Annotated in this window: 20 protein-coding genes; 9 read left to right on the top strand and 11 right to left on the bottom strand. The window is 61.7% G+C overall.

Annotated features, from left to right (window positions below; all coding sequences use genetic code 11):
• Nucleotides 1-29: 29 nt before the first annotated feature.
• Nucleotides 30-440 (top strand): hypothetical protein, encoded by a 411-nt coding sequence (locus KX928_RS15855; RefSeq protein WP_308342357.1) that lies wholly within the window; start codon nucleotides 30-32, stop codon nucleotides 438-440.
• Between the two features lie 78 nt (nucleotides 441-518).
• On the opposite strand, the gene KX928_RS15850 is transcribed toward KX928_RS15855, so the two are convergent.
• From KX928_RS15850 to KX928_RS15840, 3 genes are read right to left on the bottom strand one after another with little or no spacing between them, the layout of a single operon-like run.
• Nucleotides 519-1,688, bottom strand: coding sequence for a lytic murein transglycosylase (locus KX928_RS15850; RefSeq protein ID WP_219504594.1), 1,170 nt, complete (start codon nucleotides 1,686-1,688; stop codon nucleotides 519-521).
• Nucleotides 1,689-1,707: 19 nt separating this feature from the next.
• The gene (gene cbiB, locus KX928_RS15845; RefSeq protein ID WP_219504592.1) at nucleotides 1,708-2,613 is read right to left on the bottom strand and encodes an adenosylcobinamide-phosphate synthase CbiB; all 906 of its coding nucleotides are present in this window, start codon (nucleotides 2,611-2,613) and stop codon (nucleotides 1,708-1,710) included.
• Nucleotides 2,610-3,563, bottom strand: a complete 954-nt coding sequence (locus KX928_RS15840; RefSeq protein ID WP_257883844.1) for a threonine-phosphate decarboxylase — start codon at nucleotides 3,561-3,563, stop codon at nucleotides 2,610-2,612. Before KX928_RS15840 ends, cbiB begins: the two co-directional genes overlap by 4 nt.
• A gap of 197 nt (nucleotides 3,564-3,760) precedes the next feature.
• Here KX928_RS15840 and KX928_RS15835 point away from each other — a divergent pair, with 197 nt between their 5' ends.
• Nucleotides 3,761-4,141: a response regulator gene (locus KX928_RS15835; RefSeq protein WP_219504587.1), complete on the top strand. Its 381-nt coding sequence runs from the start codon at nucleotides 3,761-3,763 to the stop codon at nucleotides 4,139-4,141.
• A gap of 1 nt (nucleotide 4,142) precedes the next feature.
• Here KX928_RS15835 and KX928_RS15830 read toward each other — a convergent pair whose 3' ends face one another.
• Nucleotides 4,143-5,117, bottom strand: a complete 975-nt coding sequence (locus KX928_RS15830; RefSeq protein WP_219504585.1) for a glutathione S-transferase family protein — start codon at nucleotides 5,115-5,117, stop codon at nucleotides 4,143-4,145.
• A gap of 180 nt (nucleotides 5,118-5,297) precedes the next feature.
• Here KX928_RS15830 and KX928_RS15825 point away from each other — a divergent pair, with 180 nt between their 5' ends.
• Nucleotides 5,298-5,648 (top strand): hypothetical protein, encoded by a 351-nt coding sequence (locus KX928_RS15825; protein ID WP_219504583.1) that lies wholly within the window; start codon nucleotides 5,298-5,300, stop codon nucleotides 5,646-5,648.
• A gap of 10 nt (nucleotides 5,649-5,658) precedes the next feature.
• On the opposite strand, the gene KX928_RS15820 is transcribed toward KX928_RS15825, so the two are convergent.
• Complete coding sequence (locus KX928_RS15820; RefSeq protein WP_219504581.1) at nucleotides 5,659-6,855, bottom strand: MalY/PatB family protein; 1,197 nt, start codon at nucleotides 6,853-6,855, stop codon at nucleotides 5,659-5,661.
• A gap of 97 nt (nucleotides 6,856-6,952) precedes the next feature.
• Here KX928_RS15820 and def (KX928_RS15815) point away from each other — a divergent pair, with 97 nt between their 5' ends.
• The 5 genes from def (KX928_RS15815) to KX928_RS15795 all read left to right on the top strand — a co-directional run bounded on the left by def (KX928_RS15815) (nucleotide 6,953) and on the right by KX928_RS15795 (nucleotide 9,717).
• The gene (gene def, locus KX928_RS15815; RefSeq protein WP_219504579.1) at nucleotides 6,953-7,471 is read left to right on the top strand and encodes a peptide deformylase; all 519 of its coding nucleotides are present in this window, start codon (nucleotides 6,953-6,955) and stop codon (nucleotides 7,469-7,471) included.
• On the top strand, nucleotides 7,468-7,971 hold the full coding sequence (gene def / locus KX928_RS15810) for a peptide deformylase (RefSeq protein ID WP_219504577.1): 504 nt from the start codon (nucleotides 7,468-7,470) through the stop codon (nucleotides 7,969-7,971). The genes def (KX928_RS15815) and def (KX928_RS15810) overlap by 4 nt, the downstream gene beginning before the upstream one ends.
• Nucleotides 7,968-8,465, top strand: coding sequence for a peptide deformylase (gene def / locus KX928_RS15805; protein ID WP_219504575.1), 498 nt, complete (start codon nucleotides 7,968-7,970; stop codon nucleotides 8,463-8,465). The genes def (KX928_RS15810) and def (KX928_RS15805) overlap by 4 nt, the downstream gene beginning before the upstream one ends.
• Before the next feature lie 93 nt (nucleotides 8,466-8,558).
• Entirely contained in the window at nucleotides 8,559-9,467 is a 909-nt protein-coding gene (gene fmt, locus KX928_RS15800; RefSeq protein WP_219504573.1) for a methionyl-tRNA formyltransferase, read from the top strand.
• A 13-nt stretch (nucleotides 9,468-9,480) separates the two neighbouring features.
• The gene (locus KX928_RS15795; protein ID WP_219504571.1) at nucleotides 9,481-9,717 is read left to right on the top strand and encodes a hypothetical protein; all 237 of its coding nucleotides are present in this window, start codon (nucleotides 9,481-9,483) and stop codon (nucleotides 9,715-9,717) included.
• Between the two features lies 1 nt (nucleotide 9,718).
• Here the strand turns inward: KX928_RS15795 and KX928_RS15790 are convergent, their stop codons facing one another.
• The 6 genes from KX928_RS15790 to KX928_RS15765 form a co-directional block, all read right to left on the bottom strand.
• Nucleotides 9,719-12,922, bottom strand: a complete 3,204-nt coding sequence (locus KX928_RS15790) for an efflux RND transporter permease subunit (protein ID WP_219504569.1) — start codon at nucleotides 12,920-12,922, stop codon at nucleotides 9,719-9,721.
• Nucleotides 12,923-12,931: 9 nt separating this feature from the next.
• Nucleotides 12,932-14,053, bottom strand: a complete 1,122-nt coding sequence (locus tag KX928_RS15785) for an efflux RND transporter periplasmic adaptor subunit (protein WP_219504567.1) — start codon at nucleotides 14,051-14,053, stop codon at nucleotides 12,932-12,934.
• A gap of 117 nt (nucleotides 14,054-14,170) precedes the next feature.
• On the bottom strand, nucleotides 14,171-14,857 hold the full coding sequence (locus KX928_RS15780) for a TetR/AcrR family transcriptional regulator (protein WP_219504565.1): 687 nt from the start codon (nucleotides 14,855-14,857) through the stop codon (nucleotides 14,171-14,173).
• A gap of 3 nt (nucleotides 14,858-14,860) precedes the next feature.
• Nucleotides 14,861-16,405: a trimethylamine methyltransferase family protein gene (locus KX928_RS15775; RefSeq protein WP_219504563.1), complete on the bottom strand. Its 1,545-nt coding sequence runs from the start codon at nucleotides 16,403-16,405 to the stop codon at nucleotides 14,861-14,863.
• Nucleotides 16,402-18,804: a GcvT family protein gene (locus KX928_RS15770; protein WP_219504562.1), complete on the bottom strand. Its 2,403-nt coding sequence runs from the start codon at nucleotides 18,802-18,804 to the stop codon at nucleotides 16,402-16,404. Before KX928_RS15770 ends, KX928_RS15775 begins: the two co-directional genes overlap by 4 nt.
• A 111-nt stretch (nucleotides 18,805-18,915) precedes the next feature.
• Nucleotides 18,916-19,569, bottom strand: coding sequence for a class I SAM-dependent DNA methyltransferase (locus KX928_RS15765; RefSeq protein WP_219504561.1), 654 nt, complete (start codon nucleotides 19,567-19,569; stop codon nucleotides 18,916-18,918).
• Nucleotides 19,570-19,680: 111 nt separating this feature from the next.
• Here KX928_RS15765 and KX928_RS15760 point away from each other — a divergent pair, with 111 nt between their 5' ends.
• Nucleotides 19,681-20,568, top strand: a complete 888-nt coding sequence (locus KX928_RS15760; protein WP_257883843.1) for a LysR family transcriptional regulator — start codon at nucleotides 19,681-19,683, stop codon at nucleotides 20,566-20,568.
• Nucleotides 20,569-20,737: the final 169 nt, after the last annotated feature.

Here is a 20,737-nt window from a genome sequence, read left to right as displayed (position 1 = left end):
GGTGTTTTTCAGACTATACTGACCCGATGATGAGGGTGACACTGCTTTTCATTGTGATGTCGGCGCAGGCTGCATCGGCCCAGGAGACACAGGGCTGGGCGGTCTGGGAAGCCGACCGCCTGATGACGTCCGAAGAGACCGGGTTGCTGGTCGACGGGCAGACGCTCACCTTTTTTGACGGTGGTCAGTCGAAGTTCTCTGTCGGCGGGGCCTATTCCTACACCTACCCGGGTGGGCGATCTGCATTCGGGCGCTACCGGATCGCGCCTGATGGCACGGTCTGTATCGCGTTTCGCAACGGTTTTGGGCGATGTGATCGCTATGTTCAGAACGGGGCGCGTATTGTCATGCTGACGCAAAAGGGCGAGCGGTTTCCGCTGCGCGACCCGCAGGGGGCGAAAAAAGACCCTGCGCAGCCTCGGCGCGCAGGGTCAAACTAGGTAGAAAACAAACCTGAATGTATGTTTCGCCCATAAAACTACATTTTTGCCGGTAAAGAATGGTTAACGGCGAGGACGTCAAAGCCTCGCCAGCAAGGCAGGTGTCGGCCATGCGTCGGCGGGCAGCCCCAGTCGCTTCTGCTCTGTCTGAACCGCAGCGCGGGTTTTGGCACCCAGAATACCATCCACTTTGCCGACGTCATGACCCCGGGCCTGCAACTTGCGCTGCAGCTCTTTGGTTTGCGCGCCGGAGAGACCCGCATCGGGGTTGCCCGCGTTGTAGACGGGTGCGCCCTGAAGTCGCGTGGCAAAATACGCCGCTGTCAGAACATAGGTAAAGCTTTGATTCCACTCAAAATAGACATTGAAGTTGGGGTAGGCCAGAAAGGCCGGCCCCTTATGACCCTGCGGCAGGATCAACGCGGCAGGGAGCTGGTTTTGCAGGGGGCCGTTGCGCGGCTTTACCCCCAGGGCGGCCCATTCCGACGTCGGTTTGACAACGGTGAGCCCGCTTTGCGACCAGTCGAACCGCTGCGGCACGCTGACCTCCTGTATCCAGGGCTCGCCCGCACGCCAGCCCAGGCTTTGCAACATGGCGCCGCCGGACATCAGCGCGTCGGTGGCCGAGGTTTTTAATGAAACCTTACCATCCCCGTCCCCGTCCACCCCGTTTTCGATGATGTCACGCGGCAACATCTGTACCATGCCGATCTCGCCGGCCCAGGCGCCGGTTGTGGTGCGCGGATCGAAGTCGCCCTGTTCAAAAAGCTCAAGGGCTGCAAAGACCTGCGGGCGGAAAAGCTCCGGACGGCGACAGTCGTGCGCCAGCGTCACAAGGGCGTTGGCGGTGTTGAAGTCCCCCTGGAAGCCGCCGTAGTCGGTCTCGAATGCCCAGAAGGCCAGCAGCACACCGCGATCCACGCCATACTGCTGTTCGATCCGGTTGAAGACGGCATCGTATTTCCTGGCGTTGCTCTGGCCGCGCTTGACGCGATCCGCAGAAATCAGACGTTGCGAGAAATCCAGGAACGGGCGCTGGAAAACACCCTGTGACCGGTCGGCTTTCAGAACCCTGGGATCCTGCCGGACAGGGGCAAAGAACTGGTCGACCACTGCCGCCCCGTGGCCCTTTGCCCGCGCTTCCGCCTTCAATCCATCAACGAAGCTTGAAAAGGAGCCCCCACAGGCCGATGACATGGCGGGCAATACGGACAGGCAGAGGGCCAACAGGGGGGCGGTCAGACGCATTAACTTCTCCAGGGCTGAGTTACAGAACAACAATCAGGACGCAGAGGGCCAGAAACCCGGCCCATGCTTTCCACAGCATCGCGATACTGGCGTCGATGTCCACCGGTGTCAGATCGCGCCGTCCTTCGGCATTGACGAAGGGAAACTCGCGCATCTGGCCGTCATAGGCACGTGGTCCGGCAAGGGCGATCCCCAGCGCGCGGGACATCGCCGCCTCGGGCCATCCGGCGTTGGGGGATCTGTGCAGCCGTGCATCGGCGTAGATGCCCTGCCAGTCAAAGCAACGCGCAGGCAGGGCGATCAGCGCGGCGGTCAGCCGCGCCGGCACCAGATTGAGCAGATCATCCAGCCGCGCCGCCGCCCATCCGAAGGCCGCATATGTCTCCGTACGGTAGCCGATCATGCTGTCGGCGGTGTTTACAAGCTTGTAGACCATCAGCCCCGGCAGACCGGCGACCAAAAACCAGAACGCAGGGGCGATGACACCGTCGGACAGGTTTTCCGCCGCACTTTCGATGGCCGAGCGCGCGACCTGGGTCCCGTCCATCTGCGCGACGTCCCGGCTGACAATCCGTGAGACCATGCGCCGCCCTTCCTGGATGGACATGCGCAGGCCGTCGCCCACGGCGTTGACATGCTGCACCAGCGACCGTTGCGCCAAAAGAATGGCCGCGACACCACATTCGATGACGCTGCCCAGCCCGCTCAACACCGACCCCAGGACCGCGCCGACGATCACCAGAACGAGCACGGCCGCGACGCCCCTGGCGTGCCGGTTGTCGCCATCGTTCAGGCGGGCGTCAAGCAGGTGCACCAGCCTGCCCATCAGAACGGCCGGGTGGGGTATGCGGCGCCACAGCCACCGCGGCTCTCCAACGACCGCGTCGAGCAGCATCGCGACTATCAGGAGGGCTGCCGCGCTCATTTCAGGGCCGCCTCGATACGGGGCCAGTGCAGCGCATGCGGCAGGCCAAGGCGTAGCCATCTGGCGTTATACGGGAACCGGCGCGTCCAGATTTTGTGGCGGGCAAGCCTGTCCTGCCATGTGGCCGCGTCATCCACATCGTACAGACGAAAGAGCGTTGTGCCGCCCAGAACCTTAGCTCCTGCAATCTGCATCAGGGCATCCAGCCGGGCACTGTCTTCGGCCAGGCGTTCGCGCGTCCGGCGGGCCCAGCCATGATCTGCAAGCGCGACCGCACCGATGTGTTGCGCGGGCCCGGACACGGCCCAGGGACCGATGGCCTCCGTCATCTGGTTCAGCACGTCAGGATCGCCGATCACGAAGCCCAGCCTCAGGCCCGCCAGCCCCCAGAACTTCCCGAAGCTCTTGAGCACCAGAACGCCGGGCGTGCGGGTCAGGTCGATCAGGGAGCGGCCGGGCGCGACATCGCAGAAGCTTTCATCGATAACCGTCAGTCCCGGCTGTTCCAGCGGCAGGTCCGGTGCTGTCCACAGGCGACCGTCGGGGTTGTTAGGGTGCACAACCACCTGGGCGGTCGCGGGCGCTGTGTCCGTGATCGACCAGCCCGCGGTGCCGAAGGCGGCGGCGTGTTCATTATAGGTGGGACCCGGGATGCAGACCCGTTGGGCCGGACGGAGCCGGGGGATTTGCGCGATCAGGGCTGACGCCCCCGATGCCGCGATTACCCCGGCGCTCTCCGGCACTGCCCAGAGCTGCCGCGCCGTGTTGATCAGGCGTGCCTGTGCGGCCTTGTCCGGCAGCGCCGTCCAGACATCCTGCGGCAGGGTGCCCACCGGATAGGGGTGTGGATTGATACCGGTCGAGAGGTCGCACCAGCCGATTCGAGACCCGCCATACCGGAGAATTGCCGCATCGAGTCCCCCCCCATGATCGCGTTCAATGTTCGTCAACAATCTGTCCATCTGAGCATGATCGTGGCGCAATTCCGCGCCTTTGCCATTTGCTAAAAGCGGAAAGTAGCCGGTTAATCAAGTCTGATCCCAAATGATAAAGTTGTCGTGAGTCGCTTAATCGTTTGTTAACCTTTGAAGCAGACGACAGTATTACAGTGTGAAACAATTCCGGTATTTTTCGGAATGGAGGACAGATGAGGGTTCTAATTGTTGAGAGCCAAAGCGATCTGGCTAGAATTTGGCAAAATCACCTCGAACGCATGGGTATGAACGTTGCGCGCTGCGCGGGTCAGGCTGGTGCCATCCGCCATCTGAGCACCCATCACACAGATATCATCATTATGGACCTTGTACTTGGCGAGGGGTCTGCACTGGCGGTCGCCGATTACGCAAGCTATCGCCAGCCCAAAGCGCAGGTGATCTTTGTCACCAATACGTCGTTTTTCTCGGACGGCTCAATTTTTTCACATGCCCCCAACGCCTGCGCCTTCGTGCAAAGTGCGACACCGCCCGAAGATCTTGCCGCGATGGTCGAACACTATGGGGCAGGGTCGGAGCAGAGCGGAGCGGCGTAACCTATCCGCGCCCATGCGGCGCGGTGAAGTCCAGTGCCGGCCCGACCGGGATAATGCGGTGCGGATTGATGCTGTCGTGGCTGTAATGATAGTGCCGGATGATATGGTCAAAATTGACGGTCTCTGCGATACCGGGCATCTGGTAGAGCGCGCGGGTATACGCCCAGAGGTTTGGAAAATCTATTAATCTCTTTAGGTTACACTTGAAGTGCAAGTGGTACACCGGGTCGAAGCGTACCAGCGTGGTGAACAGGCGCCAGTCCGCTTCGGTCAGCGTGTCGCCCATCAGATACCGGTTGCTTTCAAGTCGCTCCTCCAGCCATTCGAGGGTGTCGAAAAGCGGCACGACCGCCGCGTCGTAAGCGGCTTGGGTCGTGGCGAATCCGGATTTGTAGACGCCGTTGTTGAGCGTGTCGTAGATACGGTCATTCACCGGTGCAATCGGGTCGTGCAGCTCTTCCGGCCAGTAGTCTTCGGTATTGCCGGTGAGCGTATCGAAGGCGGAGTTGAACATGCGGATGATCTCCGAGCTTTCATTCGACACGATGGTCTCACGGTCCTTGTCCCAGAGGATCGGCACCGTCACGCGCCCTGAAAACCGCGGGTCCGCCTTGAGGTAGATGTCCCGTGCAAACGGGAGGCCGTAGAGCGTGTCGCCGGTTGCGCCCTTGTCGTCTGTCGCGAATGTCCATCCGTCGCCCAGCATGTCCGGGTGCACCACCGACAGGCTGATATAGTCCTCGAGATTTTTGAGTTTCCGGAAGATCAGGGTGCGGTGCGCCCAGGGGCAGGCATAGCTGACATAGAGGTGATACCGCCCCGAATCGGCCTTGAAACCGCCCGTGCCGGAGGGGCCCGGGCTGCCATCCGCGGTGATCCAGTTACGGAATTTCGCGTCGGAACGCTTGAATTTACCCCCCGTGGATTTGGTATCATACCATTTGTCGTGCCACACGCCGTCAACCAGCAAGCCCATGCCCATTCTCCTTTGTGCATTGGACCTAACCTAGGTCGGACACGGCGGTTTTCACAGGCAAGCCCTCGCGCACGGTCTCTGCGCAGGCGCACACAACCGGTGAAGCGACACAAAAACTTAACTTGATTTTTGGATGATCCGTGCATCTTCTGGTGCAGGGGTTTGTACGGGAGTAACGATATGGAAACGATTTTTTCCAAAGAGATTCAAGCTGGTCTGGATCAGGCGCGCTTGGAAAGCCTGAAACGTTCGTCGCGGTTGCGCGTCGATGTGGATGGTCAGATTTTCCCGGTGCTACGGATGTGGAAAACCGGCTTCGCGATGGAGGCGGACACGCCCGCGCTGCGCGGTTTCATCGACCTTTACGATGGCAGTGTGCATCTGTTTCAATGCCTGATCGTGACAAGCGACGATGAAGAGGGCGAGCGTCGCTACGAATTCAAACGCGCCACTGCGGTCTCGCAGAAACCCGCGGTTGATTTCGAAATCGAAGACGATGCGCCTGTCGGGTTGATCGAAGACGCGCGCTGACGCCCGGCTCTTACTGCAGATCGCTGAAAGCCGCGGCCAGACGGTCGCAGGCGTCCTGAATGCGCGCGCGCGGTGCCGCCAGGTTGAATCGCAGGAATGTCTCGCCGCCTGCGCCGAATTCCGGGCCCGCGCTGGGGGCGATCCGCGCGTCTTTCAGAACACGCCGCGATATCTCTTCATAGCTCATGCCCGTGCCGGCGAAATCAACCCAGGCAAGATACGTGGATTTCAGGGGCAGGGAATGAACGCCGGGGATTGCCGCCATCGCCGCGTCAAACAGCGCGCAATTGCCTTCCAGATATGCAACCTGAGCATCAACCCACTCCGCCCCCGCCGGCGAATAGGCTGCCGTGATCATCAGCAGGCTCAGGCCCGCCGGTTTGTAGTCAAGCGCGTTGAGGCGGTTTTGCATGTCCCGGCGCAATGCGGCATCGGGGATGATCATGTTTCCCGTGCGTTGCCCGGCGATGTTGAATGTCTTGGAGGCCGAGGTCAGGATAACCATCCTGTTTTCATGCTCCGGCGCGGCGACATGCATCGGCACGAAAGTGCTGCCGGGAAAGACAAGATCGTGATGCACCTCGTCCGACACAAGAACAAGATCGTTGCGCGCCGCAAACTCGGCAACGCTGCGCAATTCATCCGGTGACCAGACGCGCCCGGACGGGTTTTGAGGGGAGCACCACAGCAGAAGCTTTTCGCGCCCGGTCAGACGGTTCTGGGCATCCTCCAGATCAAGCATGTAGGTGTCGCCGTCGCGGCGCAACGGACACTCGGTCACGTTCCGCCCGGCCTTGCCGACCTTGATGCGGAACTCGTGATAGACCGGGCTGAAGATGACGACGTGATCGCCGGGGTCACTCCAGACATCAAGGGCAAGCGCGATGGCGTTGCCAAGGCCCTGAACGGTGAGAATCCATTTTCTATCGATCTTCCAGTCATGACGGTTTTCCATCCACCACTGGATTGCGGCGAGGTATTCGTCGTTCACCGGGTAGTAGCCGAAGATACCGTGATCCACCGCGCGCCTCAGCGCGTCGGTCACGCAGGCCGGTGTCGGATAATCACTGTCGGCCGTCCACATCGCCAGACCGTCATCGGCCGAAACACCGTAGTATTTTTCCATGTAGTCCCATTTGCTTGACTGGGTGCCGCGACGATCAATGACAGTATGGAAACGGGCGTCGGGGCTGGTGTCTAAGCTCATTTGGGTCTCCTGAGTGCTGCCATATAGCTAGCGAGATTCTGGTCGGCTGCAAGCCCCGGTTATTGCAGGCAGGCGGTTCCTGTCATACATGAAGCGCATGAAACGAAACATATTGCTTCATCCTGATCCGCGGCTGAAAAAGCTCTGTGCGCCCGTGACGGACCTGACAGACGAGTTGCGCGCTCTGGCCGACGACATGCTGGAGACGATGTACCACGCGCCGGGGGTCGGCCTTGCAGCGCCACAGGTGGGTGTCTTGCAACGCCTCATCGTGCTGGATTGCGTGAAGGGGGATACCGAACCGGCGCGCCCGCTGATCATGTTCAACCCGGAAATTGTGTCTGCCTCCGACGAAACCAGCGTCTACGAAGAGGGCTGTCTGTCGATCCCCGAGCAGTTCGCCGATGTTACCCGGCCGTCGGAAGTCGAAGTGCGTTGGACGGATCGCGACGGCAAGGAACAGACCGAGGTGTTCACCGGTTTGTGGGCGACCTGCGCGCAACACGAGATCGACCATCTGGATGGCAAGCTGTTCATCGACTACCTGAAACCGCTCAAGCGGCAGATGATCACCCGGAAAATGGTGAAATTCAAGCGCGAGCTTGCCCGCGCATGACGGTGCGGCAGATTGTTCGCTGGCCTGATCCGCATCTGCGCGCGGTCTGCGATCCGGTGGCGGTCACGGGACCGGAAGTGGCCGCCCTGGCGCGTGACCTGCTGGACACGATGTACGCCGCGCCCGGGCGTGGCCTTGCCGCGCCGCAGATCGGCGTGCTTCAGCGGGTGTTCGTGACGGATACAACGTGGAAGGACGGAACGGCCAGCCCGATCATTTTCATCAACCCCAGGATCACCGGCGCCAGCGAAGAGACAACGGTGCAGGCCGAAGGATGCCTGTCCATTCCGGGCGTGAGTGTCGACGTGCGGCGCCCCTCCACGGTGACGATGACATGGACCGCTCTGGATGGCACAGAGCAATCGCGCAGCTTTTCCGGCTTTGCGGCGGCCTGCGTCCAGCATGAACTGGACCATCTTAACGGCGTCGTGACGCTTGATCACCTTCCCGCAGATCAAAGACAAAAGGCCGAAGAGGCCTGTGCGGGAGCGCTGCCATGACGGTTCGCAAATGCCTGCTCTGGCCGGACAAGCGCCTGCGCACCGCCGCGACCGAAGTGGCGGAGATCACTGAAGATGTGCGGGCACTGTGGGAAGACATGATCGACACGATGGACGCGATGCCCGGTGTTGGCCTCGCGGCGCCGCAAATCGGGGTCATGCTGCGGCTGGCGGTTGTGGATGCGTCTGACAAGCGCGACCGCCGTATCCGCATGGCCAACCCGACGGTGATCGATGCGTCGGCCATCCTGAACGATCACGAAGAAGCCAGCCCGAACCTGCCGGGCGTGTTCGCAAAAGTGTCCCGGCCACGGGGCGTGGCGGTTCGGTTCATGGACGAAAACGGTGTCTATGTGCGCCGGGATTTTGTCGGGCTGGAGGCGACGAGCGTTCAGCACCAGATCGATCACCTGAACGGCAAGATGTATTTTGACCACCTGAGCAAGGTCAAACGGGACATGTTGCTGCGCAAGGCACGCAAGGGAAAGAACTGACGGCGACCTGAACACCACCTTGCCGAAACTGGCCCGCATGCCATCGCTGGCGGCAGGGCCACAGTGGGACAATGACCCGCCGGGAGAATACTGATGCGTATCATTTTCATGGGCACACCGGAATTTTCTGTCCCGGTACTCGACGCACTTGTCAACGCGGGGCATGAAATTCCCTGTGTATACAGCCAGCCGCCGCGTCCTGCGGGACGGGGCAAAAAAGATCGTCCCAGCCCGGTGCACCGGCGCGCGGCGGCCCTGGGGCTGCCCGTGAGAACACCGGTGTCGCTGAAAACCGAGACGGCGCATTCTGAATTCGCCGCGTTGCAGGCGGATCTGGCGGTTGTCGTCGCCTACGGGTTGATCCTGCCGCAGCCTGTTCTGGACGCGCCGGAACGCGGGTGTCTGAACATTCATGCCAGTCTCTTGCCCAGATGGCGGGGTGCGGCCCCCATCCAGCGGGCGATCATGGCGGGCGATACCAGAACCGGCGTGTGCATCATGCAGATGGAGGCCGGACTGGATACAGGACCGGTGTTGATGCGCGAGGCGGTGACCATCGAGCCCGATGACACCGCGCAATCGCTTCATGACCGGTTGAGCGCGCTGGGGGCCGACCTGATCGTCAAGGCGCTTGCGCAACTGGGAGACCTGGTGCCGGAACCTCAGCCCGAGGACGGCATCACCTACGCCGACAAGATCGACAAGTCGGAGGCGCGGGTGGACTGGACACGCCCCGCGCCGGACATCGACCGACTTATCCGCGGGCTGTCGCCCTTCCCGGGGGCGTGGACGATGGACGGAGAGACACGCATCAAGCTGCTGGCCTCGCGTGTGGCGACAGGCGGGCGCGGGGCACCCGGTTGCGTGCTGCACGATCCCTTGCGGGTGGTCTGCGGGGAGGGCGCGGTGGAGCTGATCCGCTTGCAGCGTGCGGGCAAAGCTGTTCAGGATGCGACGGAGTTCCTGCGCGGCTGGCCGATGCCTGTCGGAAAGCAGTTTTGAAGGAGAACGCGCGATGTTTCCGACACTGATTGGCACAGTGGTGATTGCAGGGCTGGTTGGCTACCTGTGCGAAAAATCCGGTTTTACCCACAACGGTATCCTGCAAAGCATCATCATCTGTATCGGCGGCGCTTTTCTGTTCTATTTCGTCCGGCTGATGTTCGGCTTTGGCTTTGGCAGCCCGGGTCTCAATGCGATCGTGTCGTCCATCGGCGCGCTGATCATCGTGCCGTTTCACTGGCGCAAATAAGCTACTGCGCGGGCGCTCCCGGCATGTCTTCCTGCGGTTTTGGCGCCCAGACACACAAACTGAGCAATGGCGGCACGGTCAGCAATGTCAGGAAGGCCGACATCGACAACCCGCCCACGACCACAGCGCCCAGCCCACGGTAAAGCTCGGACCCTTCTCCGGGGAAAACGACCAGTGGCAACATGCCGAACACGCTGGTGAGCGTGGACATGAAGATCGGCCGGATGCGGTTGCTGGTTGCTTCTTCAATGGCGTCAATCGGCGCCATACCCTCGTCCCGCAGGTGATAGAGTGTCTGGTGCACGATCAGGATCGCGTTGTTCACCACGATGCCAACCAGAATGATGAACCCCAGAAGCGTCAGCATATCGAGGGGCTGTTTTTCGAATTCATTGAGAAACTCGAAAACGCCCCCAAATTCGAGATCTGCCAAAACGTTCAGGAGCGCGAGCCCGCCAACACCCCCAGCTGCCGCCACGGGCACTGAGATCAGGATCACCAGCGGCAGCACGAAACTTTCAAACAGAATGGCCATGACCAGAAAAACAATGATAAGGGCCACGGCGAGATTGATCTGGATCGCATCCCAGGTCTGGCTGAGCTGGTCGGCGGTGCCCGAGACGCTCATGCGGATGCCGTTCGGCAGGCCACGTTCCTGCAGGACAGACACGACCTCGTTCTGCAGCAGTTCCACCGCTGCTTCGAGGGGCAGAGCATCTGACGGGCGCACTTCGAGCGTTACCGTGCGCAGCCGGTCGCGATGCCTGATTTCCGTGGGACCCGCTGTCACGATCACATCGGCCAGCGCCGTGACCGGGACAATCTGGCCGGACGGCGTGACCACCGGGTAATTGCCGATATCCTGTGTGCGTTGCGCCAGTTGCAGCCCGGCATCGCCCTTGAGCATCAGGTTGAGCCGTTCCGCCCCAACGGTGATCTCCGCCACGCGCAAACCGTCGTTGAAAGCGTCGACCGTCAGCGCCAGATCGGAGGCCGTCAGCCCGGCATCGGCCAGCCTGAGGCGGTCCGGTACCAGCCGGACCTCGGGCGCGCCAAGCTCAAGGCCGGGGATCGGACGAAACTGGTGGCCCTCGGCACGCGGCAGCAGGCCGGCGATCGTTCCCGCCGCCTGACCGGCGACCGCAAGGATGTCATCCAGATCCTGACCGGAGATATTGAGTTCGATCGTGCGCCCGCCACCGACACCGCGGCCAAACAGGGAGGGCTGGGTCATGAACCCGAAGGTCCCCGGTTCTGCGAAAATCGGCCCGGAGAGGACCGGGATAAGATCTCTTGCACGGGTGCCGTCCACCGCTGCGGCACCAACGAAGCTGTTCCCGGGCGTGGCCACGAAGAAAAAGTTCTCGATGGTGGGGGTGCCGTCTGCCATCTGCGTCGCCGGGGCCGCTTCCCACAGCGGCCGGGCAACAGCTTCGATGCGCTGCGCAATGGTCTGCGTGGTATCAAGGTTGTACCCCGGTGGCGGAATGATCAGGCCGAAAACGAGGTTGCGGTTGCCTTCCGGCAGATATTCCAGCCGCGGCAGGAAGAAAAACGTGGCCGCCGCCGCGCCGCCGGCAATCGCGGCAACCATTATCAGCCCGACGAGGCGCAACCGCACGGTCATCCGCACGTAGGACATGACAAGGGAGTGAAAGCCCCGCGCCAGATGGTCGAGGCCCCAGATCTTCATCGTGGTCTGCTTGCCCTTCTGCAGCAGGCGACTGGCAAGGGCTGGAATGACCGTGACGGCCACCACCAGCGACAGCAGAACAGACACCGAAATGGCCACCGCGATGTCCCGGAATAGCTGTCCGGCTTCCAACTGCATGATCAGGATCGGGATGAAGACCAGAACGGTGGTCAGCGCGGATACGAGGATGGCCCCCCACACCTGCCTGGCCCCGAGATAGGCAGCTTCACGACGTGATTTGCCCTGTTCGCGCAGGCGATAGATGTTTTCCAGAACGACGATGGCGGCGTCCACGATCATGCCCACCGCAAAGGCGATACCCGCCAGCGAGATCACGTTCAGTGTACGCCCGGTTGCCGCCATGGCCACGAAGGTTGCAACAATGCTGACCGGGATTGCGAGGGAGACCACAATCGTCGCCCGTGGGCTGCGCAGGAACGCCAGCAGGATCGTGGCGGCCAGAATACCGCCGATCCAGATGTTTTGCGTCACCAGTTCGATCGCCCCGTTGATGTAGACGGTCTCGTCGTAGACCTGACGCATTTTCAGGCCCGCGCCTGCGACAGGGCCATCATTGAGCTCGGTAAGAACCTCACGCACCGCGTCCATCGTCTCAATGACGTTCGCGCCGGGTTCCCGCACGATGTTGAAGGCCAATCCGGGCTCCCCCCGAAACCGCAGCCGCGCGGTGGGGTCGCGATAGGAGAACCCGACGTCGGCCACATCGCCAACCCGCACCCGGCCTGAACCGCCGGCGCTGCGTTCGGAGCGCAAAACCACTTCTTCTATGGCGGCTACCGTGTTGAGGTTGCCCTCGGCCCGGACGACGTAGCGGCGTTTGCCTTCTTCCACGTCACCGGCAGAGACCGATATGTTCTCGCTGCGCAGGATGCGGACAACATCCGGAACGGTCAGGCCGAAGCGCGCCAGTTGCCGCGGATCGACGACCACCTGCAATTCTCGTGTTACCCCGCCAAAGACATTGACCGCAGAGACGCCCTCGACCCGTTCAAGCCGGTCCTTGATGATGTCCTCCACGAAATCACCGTAGGTCGGCATGGCGCGCGTGTTACCGGCCTCGGCCGTCAGCAGGACCCAGGCGATCGGGCTGTCATCCGCCCCGGACGTGTCCAGCGACGGCTCCCCCGCTTCATCCGGATAATCGCCCACCCGGTCGAGCCGGTTCGACACCAGGAGCAGGGACTGGCTCATGTCCGTGCCAATTCCGAATTCCAGCGTCACCTCGGCTTCACCCGACCGCGCACGGGAGGTCATGATATCCAGCCCTTCAAGGCCGCGCAGCGCCTCTTCTTGCGGGTTGATGATTTCACGTTCGATTTCCGATGGCGCCGCTCCGGGCCAACTGGTGCTGATCACAACGATGGGCTTGCGGACATCCGGGGCCAGTTGGATCGGGATGCGGGTAACGGCAATGATGCCGAATAGAACGGCCATGACGACCGCGGCCATGACGGCAACGGGGCGATCAATCGCGAAACGGATTACGTCCATACGTCCTCCTCAGTTTCCTGCCGTCATGGGGGCGATGGCTTGCCCGGGGCGCAAGCGCTCGTTCCCGCGGGTCACAACCACGTCGCCTTCCTTCAATCCGCTCAGCACTTCGAAACGGTCGCCGAGAGCCACGCCGATCTCGACAGGGCGCGGCTGGGCCTCGCCATCCTTGGCCACAAAAACCATCCATCCGCCGCGCGCCTGAACCAGAGCATCCTTGGGCACGGCCAGCACATCACGGGGCGCACTGATCGGGATCGACACGGTGATTGATTGCCCAATGGCAACCGTGCGCATTTCTGTCAGCAGCGGCGCCGCAAAACGCACGGGGCGCGTCCGGGTCGACGTGTTTTCGACGGGCAGCAATACCCGTACCGTCAGGGCCATCTCTTCGCCCGCCTCTGTCACGCCGGACACCTCAAGCCCCGGTTCCAGAACCCGAATGTATTTGGAGGGCACACTGGCTTCGATTTCGAAGGATTGCGTGTCCAGCAGGGACACGACGGATGCGCCGGAGCTGATGTATTCACCGGGGTTCGTATCCACTTCCAGCACGATGCCCGAAAAAGGCGCGCGAATGCTGGCGCGTTCGAGTTGGTAGCGGGTTTCCGCGGCATTGGCCTGCGCGGTCTGCTCGCGGGCTTCCGCTTCGGCCAGTTGTCCGCGTGCTTCGAAGAAGTCGCTTTGTGCCTCGTCAAAACGACTGGTGGAGAAAGACGTCGTCCCGCGCAGCCCCTCGACACGCGCCAGGGCCTTGGTCGATCTGTCGACGCGGGATCTGGCGGTTTCTATACCCGCACGCGCCTCGGCCAACCGGGCCTCGGCCTGCCGCGACAGGATTTGCAGCAACTCCGTGTCAAGTTCCGCCAGAACCTGCCCTTCGGTCACAGCGTCGCCTTCCAGCACGTGGACAAATTCGACGGTGCCCGCAATGCGGCTGGCCACTGTGCCTTCACGCGATGTCACGACCTCGGCGAAAAGCGGCACCGTCTCGGCGATGCTCTGGGTCTCGACGGTTTCAACGCCGACCGACGCGGGACCGCCCTGTGCCAGCGCCATGCCGGCGGCCACCGCCAGCAGACCGGCGCTGAGCAATCTCAATACAGGCAGGAAAGTGGACTGGGCAGTCATGCGGAACCTTTTTAAACAGCAAACTGATTGGACCGAGTCGCAGGGTAGCAAAATTTATGAGTGTTCATATAGCACTTAAGTCGGCACTCACCCCCAGTAAAGTGCCGCCGCGATGTGCTATTTACCAGTTTTCGACAGCTTCCGGACTTCAATCTCTCGTGTGTAAGCTGCCATGGCCGCCACCTCGTCAGATGAGGGTTCCTGCCCCGTGAAGCCGAGAATATAGCTTGCATTCAACTTGCTGCGTGCCTCCATCGGCTCGTCAAGTTGGGCGTCGTCATAGCCGATCTGCATGTAATAAAGGATGCGTGCACGGGCGATGGCCTCAAGGTCGGGATAGCCAAACCGGACGAACATCGCCCGCAGGGCTTCCAGCCGCTCGGCTTCGGAGGCCCGCAAAACACGCTTTACATCCTCCGACCGGCGCGCCCAGTCGCGGATGGCGAAATCAAGCCGGGTGTTGAATAACTCCGGGTTCACGAAGCACCGGAAAATATTACCGACCGCCTCGGTGATCGTGGTTGCGGGGGCCTCTACCTTTGCGATCAGGGCGGCCGTGTTGGTTTGCTGCCAGTGATCCAGCAGCGCGTTCAGCAGATCCTGCCGGGATTTGAAGTACCAGTAGAAACTGGAGCGGGAGACATTCAGCTGTTCTCCCAGAAGCTGAACCTTCACACCTTCGACGCCATGCTCGATCAGCGCTTCGCGGGCGGCGTCCAGCCAGTCCTGGCGCGTGACCTTGATATTGCCAACAAGGGGCGGTGCTTCCGGGTCGTCACCGGGCGTGATGTCTGTCTGATCCACCTGTCAGCTTTCTGGCGGCGCGCCGCCGGCTTCCGATTTCGCGCGTATGTAGTCGCGCATCCGTGCCACCGCAGTATCGTCCATTTTCGGGCCCGGCGCATCCGCCAAAATGCGCTGCCACATCTCGCAGGCCCGCGTGGTGGTATCTTTCGCGCCGCGTTCCTCCCACGTGCCGAAATTCGACAAATCACCGATGATCGGTTCGTAGAATGCGGTCTGGTAGCGCTCCATCGTATGTGCCGCCCCGAAGAAGTGGCCTCCGGGCTGCACCTCCGCCACGGCATCCAGTCCGATCTCGGCTTCCTGAGCCGGTGTCTCGGCGCAGAGTTCCGCCACCATCTGCAGCACTTCCAGATCCGTGATGAGCTTTTCGTAAGAGACCGTCAGCCCGCCTTCGAGCCACCCGGCGGCGTGGATGATCACCGTGGCCCCGGCCATCAGGCAGCCCCAGGTGCCGAACTGCGTTTCATTGGCGGCCTGAACATCGTTCAGATTGGCCGCTGACCCGCTGGCGCAACGCCACGGCAACCCTAGTCTGCGCGCAAGCTGCCCGGCGGCAAGGCTGGCTTTGAAATGCTCCGGCGTGCCAAAGGCGGGGGCGCCCGATCTCATGTCCACGTTGGAGGTGAAAGTGCCGTAGCAGACCGGAGCACCCGGTCGCACCAGTTGCGTCAGCGTGATTGCCGCCAATGCCTCGGCATGGCTGAGCGTCATGGCCCCGGCGACCGTAATGGGGGCCATCGCGCCCATCAACGTGAAAGGGGTCACGATGCTGACTTGATTGGCTTTTGCAAAATCAATCAGGCCCTGCGCCATCGGAATGTCGAGCGTACGTGGAGAATTGGTGTTGATAATCGTGTAGCAATGCGCGCCGGCTTGGAAAGCACTGTCCGACAATCCCCTGAAGTCACGCAGTATTTCAAAGCTTTGCTCGACCTGTGGCGTGCCCCTCGAAAAGATGAATGGCACCTTGTCCGACAAGGATAGCTGCGCATCCATCGTCGCGTAGTGCCGCAGGTGCGTCGGCACATCCTGCGGCTCGATCAGGGGCGGAACCATGTGCAGCACATCGAAGTGCTGGGTCAGCCGGATGAGCTCACGAAAGTCGCTGTCGGTTCCCGGTCTGCGGCCGCGCGTAAGGTCGGTTGCATGCGGTGCCCCGGCGCCGGGCTGAAAGACAAGGTTGCCAAGCTCAAGCGTGATGTCCCGGTGCCGGGCACCGGCTGTGACGGGAATGGACGCGGGGGCCGTTTCGAGCGCTGCAACCACCATATCGCGCCCGATGTAGACCATCTCCGTCGCCTCATCGACGCGTGCGCCCCCGCTGCGCAGGAACCGGCGGGCGTCAGGCAAAAGCACCTTGATGCCGAGCGTCTCCAGAACGTTGAGGGCCGCGTCATGGATCGCTTCGATCCGGTCCTCGCTGAAGACATTCATGGGCGGGAAGGGGTTGCGCAGGCGGCGGTAGTCGACCTTGCGTTTTTCATGTGCAGAGGCTGCATTGCCGCGACGTGTACGTCTGCGGCCTGCGTTTTCTCTCAAGGTCATGCCCGCATCACCTTGCCCCCGGGGTCGTAAGGAGAGGCTGGAATGACACGCGCGCTGCGTTCAACACCCACGACATGAACGGACACATCCGTTCCCGCTGCCGCCTTGTCCACATTGATCAATGCCATTGCGAGGGATTTCCCGATGGTATGACCATATCCGCCCGAGGTGACAAAACCCACTTGCTGCCCCTCAGACCAAATCGGCTCATACCCGCTGGCGTCGGCCCCCTCTGCGTCAATTTCCAGGGTAACCTGCACCTGTGCGGGGCCATTGCCGTCCCGTTCGGCCAGCGCAGCCGCCTTGCCGATGAAGGATTTATCCCAGTCGATCCAGCGGTCCATCCCGGTCATGCCGGGCGTGTAGCCTTGGGTGAATTCCGCGTTCCAGATGCCGAAACTCTTTTCCAGTCGCAGGCTCAGGAGCGCGTTGAAGCCATATTCACGAATGCCGTCCCCGGCGCCCGCCTCCAGCAGACTGCGCCGCAGGGTGGCGTGATCTCCCGCGCGGCAGTGGATCTCGTAGCCCAGCTCACCGGCGACCGAGAGCCGCCCGACCTTGCAGCGCAGAAGCCCGATATCAAAGGCCCCGCAGCCCATGAAAGGCAGATCACCCACCCGCCCGTCGGTCAGCTTTTCGATCACCCGCCGCGCGGCCGGGCCGGCGAGGGAGAACCCGGCGGTATCCTCCCCAAGGTCGCGGAGGGTCACGCCGTCTTCCATATGGTCGTTGAACCAGCGCATATGCCAGGCGCGCAGGTAGTAGCTGCCCATGATCCACCAGGTCCCGTCACCCCAGTTGAAGATGGTCAGATCACCCTTGAGCCGGCCATCTTCGGCCAGCATCGGGGCCAGCCGGGCACGCCCGGGCTCGGGCAGCGTCGAGGCCATGATCCGGTTGAGCCACCCTTCCGCATTTGGCCCCGTAACCTCGAAACGGGAGAACCCGGTGATGTCGAGCAGGCCAACCCTTTCGCGCACGACCTTGCATTCTTCGGCGACGATGTCATGCGCGTTCGAACGTTTCAGCGAGGGTGTTTCTTCAAACCCGGGTCCGGCGAAATAGAGCGGCACCTCCAGATCCCAGCTTTGGCCCCACTGGCAGCCTGCGGCGGTCATATCCGCGTAAGCCCCGGCGGTTTTCAGCGGGCGGCCTGCGGGCAGCTGTTCGTTCGGGTAGGTCATCACGAAGCGGCGGGTGTAGAACTGGCCGGTGGTTTCCTTGATGTACTGCTTGTTCTCGGCCCAGGTGCCGTAGCGCGCGACGTCCATGCCGTAGACGTCCGCTTCCGGCGCGCCGTGGATTATCCATTCCGCCAGCGATTTGCCGACGCCTCCGCCCTGCAGGAAACCGGCCATGACCGCGCAGGCGGACCAGTAGCCGCGCTTGCCCGGCACCGGACCCACCAGCGGGTTGCCGTCGGGCGAGAAGGTGAAAGCGCCGTTGACCCATGTCTTCACGCCGACCTCCTGCAGGCAGGGGTAGCGTTCAAACCCCAGCGTCAGTTCATGTTCGATGCGGTCCGGGTCTTCCTGCTGCAACTCGAACCCGTATTCCCAGGGCGCGCCATCCATCATCCAGTGCTGGTGGTCGATTTCATAGATGCCCAGCAGCACGCCCTTCTGGTCCTGCCGCAGATAGGTGAAGCCTTCGAGGTCCACGGTCATCGGGACTTCGAAGTCCAGTTCTTCAAGCGCCGGGATCGTGTCGGAAATCAGGTAGTGGTGGTTCAGCGGCGACACGGGCAGTTCGATCCCGGCCATGCGCCCCACCTGCTTGGCCCAAAGGCCCGCTGCATTGACCACATGTTCGCAGCTGACCGTGCCTTTTTCGGTGACAACCTCCCAGCCCTGCAGGGTCTGGTTCAGTTCCAGCACGCGGTTGTGTTCGATCACCTCGGCACCACGCTTTTTGGCGGCCCCGGCATAGGCATGCACCGTGCCGGTGGTGTCGATGTAGCCTTCGCGGTCGGCCCACATGCCGCCCAGCAACCCCTCGCCCGACATGATGGGGTTCAGGTCGACCGCTTCTTCGACGGAAACTAGGCGGCAATCGTGAATGCCGATCGACTGGAAAGTGCGATAGGCAGATTGCAGCCATTCCCACCGGTCGGGCGTGCCTGCCATCGTCAGGCCGCCGGTCATGTGCAGCCCGATGTTCTGGCCGCTTTCCTCTTCAATCTCGCTCAGCAGATCGATGGTATAGGCCTGCAACTGCGCGATATTGGGATCCGCGTTCAAGGCGTGGATGCCGCCCGCTGCGTGCCAGCTGGACCCTGCGGTCAGAACCGACCGTTCTAGCAGGCAGACATCGCGCCACCCCAGTTTTGCCAGATGGTACAGCACCGAGGCGCCGACAACGCCGCCCCCGATGACGACAACACGGTAATGCGATTTCATGACGGTTCCTCCCGATGCCCCGAGCGCGAGTACTGGACAGTACTGTACATTGCTGTCCGGACGCTAAGAGCAAAGCGGGTCACCCGTCAAGAATTTGATTCAGCGCTCCGCTCATTCAGGTTTGCGCGCAACGATGAACACCCCTTTGCGCGGTCCGGGTTTCCAGGAGGATTCAAGTCTGAACCCGGCTTCGCGAAGCAGTGTCTCCAGATGGTTCACCGTGAAAAACGCAACTCTCGGCAGGAGGCCGACTGCCGAACCCACAGCCAGAATGGGTTTGAACCACGACATCTCGCCCCGCAAGCAGGCGGTGCTTGAAATGAACAGGCCACCCGGTTTCAGCATATCGTATGTCTTGGTGATGGCAGCGCGCTGATCCTGCAGCAGGTGCAATATGCTTAGCCCAAGCACAACGTCATAGTGATTTGAAGGTGATGCAAAATCCTCGATCCGATCGATCTTGAAGGTGACATTCCCGATCCCCTGCGCATCGGCTTTCTCGCGGGCGATGTCGATCATCTGAGAGGAGAAATCGAACGCCAGGATGTGCTTGACGAAGGGGGCGTGCACCAAAGCGGTGGAGCCGGTGCCACACCCGAACTCCAGGACTTCCATTTCCGGTTTAAGATACGTCCGGGTGATCTCCAGCTTGCGGTCGTAGCTGGCCTGATCGGCGACCGGGCGCTTGGCGTAGCCCGCGGCCATGCGGTTCCAGAAGCGGGCATCGCGGGCCGGTTCTGCTATTTTGGTGGGGACATCTGTCATCGGGTTGCCTCTGAATGCGTTTTTCTCGCGCCTGCATATCTCTGCGCGTATGGGAAGGGAATTGACGAAATATTCCTTACTGGTATGCATTTTTGTATGGATTGGCGCTCGATGAAATTCGATTGGAATCGCGCACGCGCGTTTCTGGTAACGGCGGAAGAGGGGTCGCTGTCTGCCGCGGCGAGTGCCCTCGGGATGACGCAACCGACACTGGGCAGGCAGGTCGCTGCATTGGAAGAGGAACTGGGTGTGCTACTTTTCGACCGCGTTGGTCGCGGCCTGACCCTGACAGCGAACGGGTTGAAGCTGGTGGATCATGTGCGGGCGATGGGAGAAGCAGCCAGCCACGTCTCCATGACCGCGTCGGGCCAGTCGACAACAATCGAGGGGACGGTGCGGATCACCGCGACAGAAGTGGCATCCGCCTATGTGCTGCCAGCGATGATTGCCGGATTGCGTGCGGCGCACCCGGGGATCGAGATAGAACTGGTGGCGACAAACAACCTGCGCGACCTGCGTCGGCGGGAAGCCGATATCGCCATTCGCGGAGTGCGACCGACGGACCCACAGCTGATCGCGCGCAAGCTCAGCCAAGAGACAGCATGTCTTTATGCAAGCAAGGGCTATCTGGCCGTGCATGGTCCTTTCGAGACACCGGGCGCGCTGGCGCAGGCGCAATTCGTGGGCTTTGAAGAAAACGATCAGTTCCTGGAAGGTCTGAACGCCCAGGGTCTGACGGTCTTTGAGCACCAGTTTCCGGTGCGGACCAGCGCGCATCTGGTACAGTGGCAGATGGTGCGCCAGGGTCTCGGGATCGGGGTCATGGTGTCCCGTATCGGCGATGCCGACCCTTTGGTATGCCGGGCCACGCCGTGGTTGCCCGCGTTCGAGTTCGAGACCTGGCTTGTGGCGCACCGGGAGGTCAACACCAGCCGACGCGTCAGGCTTGTGTTCGACTGGCTGGTCAAGGAGTTCAAAAACCTGCCAGCCGTGGCCTGACGTCCATCGATGGGCTTTGTGAAACGCAACCATACCTGAAAATTCGTGGCATGGCCGGGAGGATGCGAATGCGGGGACTCAGAGACGGGTTTTCTGCGCCAGCATTCACGCAAACCTGCGGGCACGACAATCGCGACATCCTGTGTCGACCGAGCCTGCCAATCGGTCC

Source organism: Roseobacter insulae (assembly GCF_019375555.1).
GTDB classification, from domain to species: domain Bacteria; phylum Pseudomonadota; class Alphaproteobacteria; order Rhodobacterales; family Rhodobacteraceae; genus Roseobacter; species Roseobacter insulae.
The sequence above is the reverse complement of the archived record's forward strand: the minus strand, read 5'-3'. Positions and strand labels throughout refer to the sequence as shown.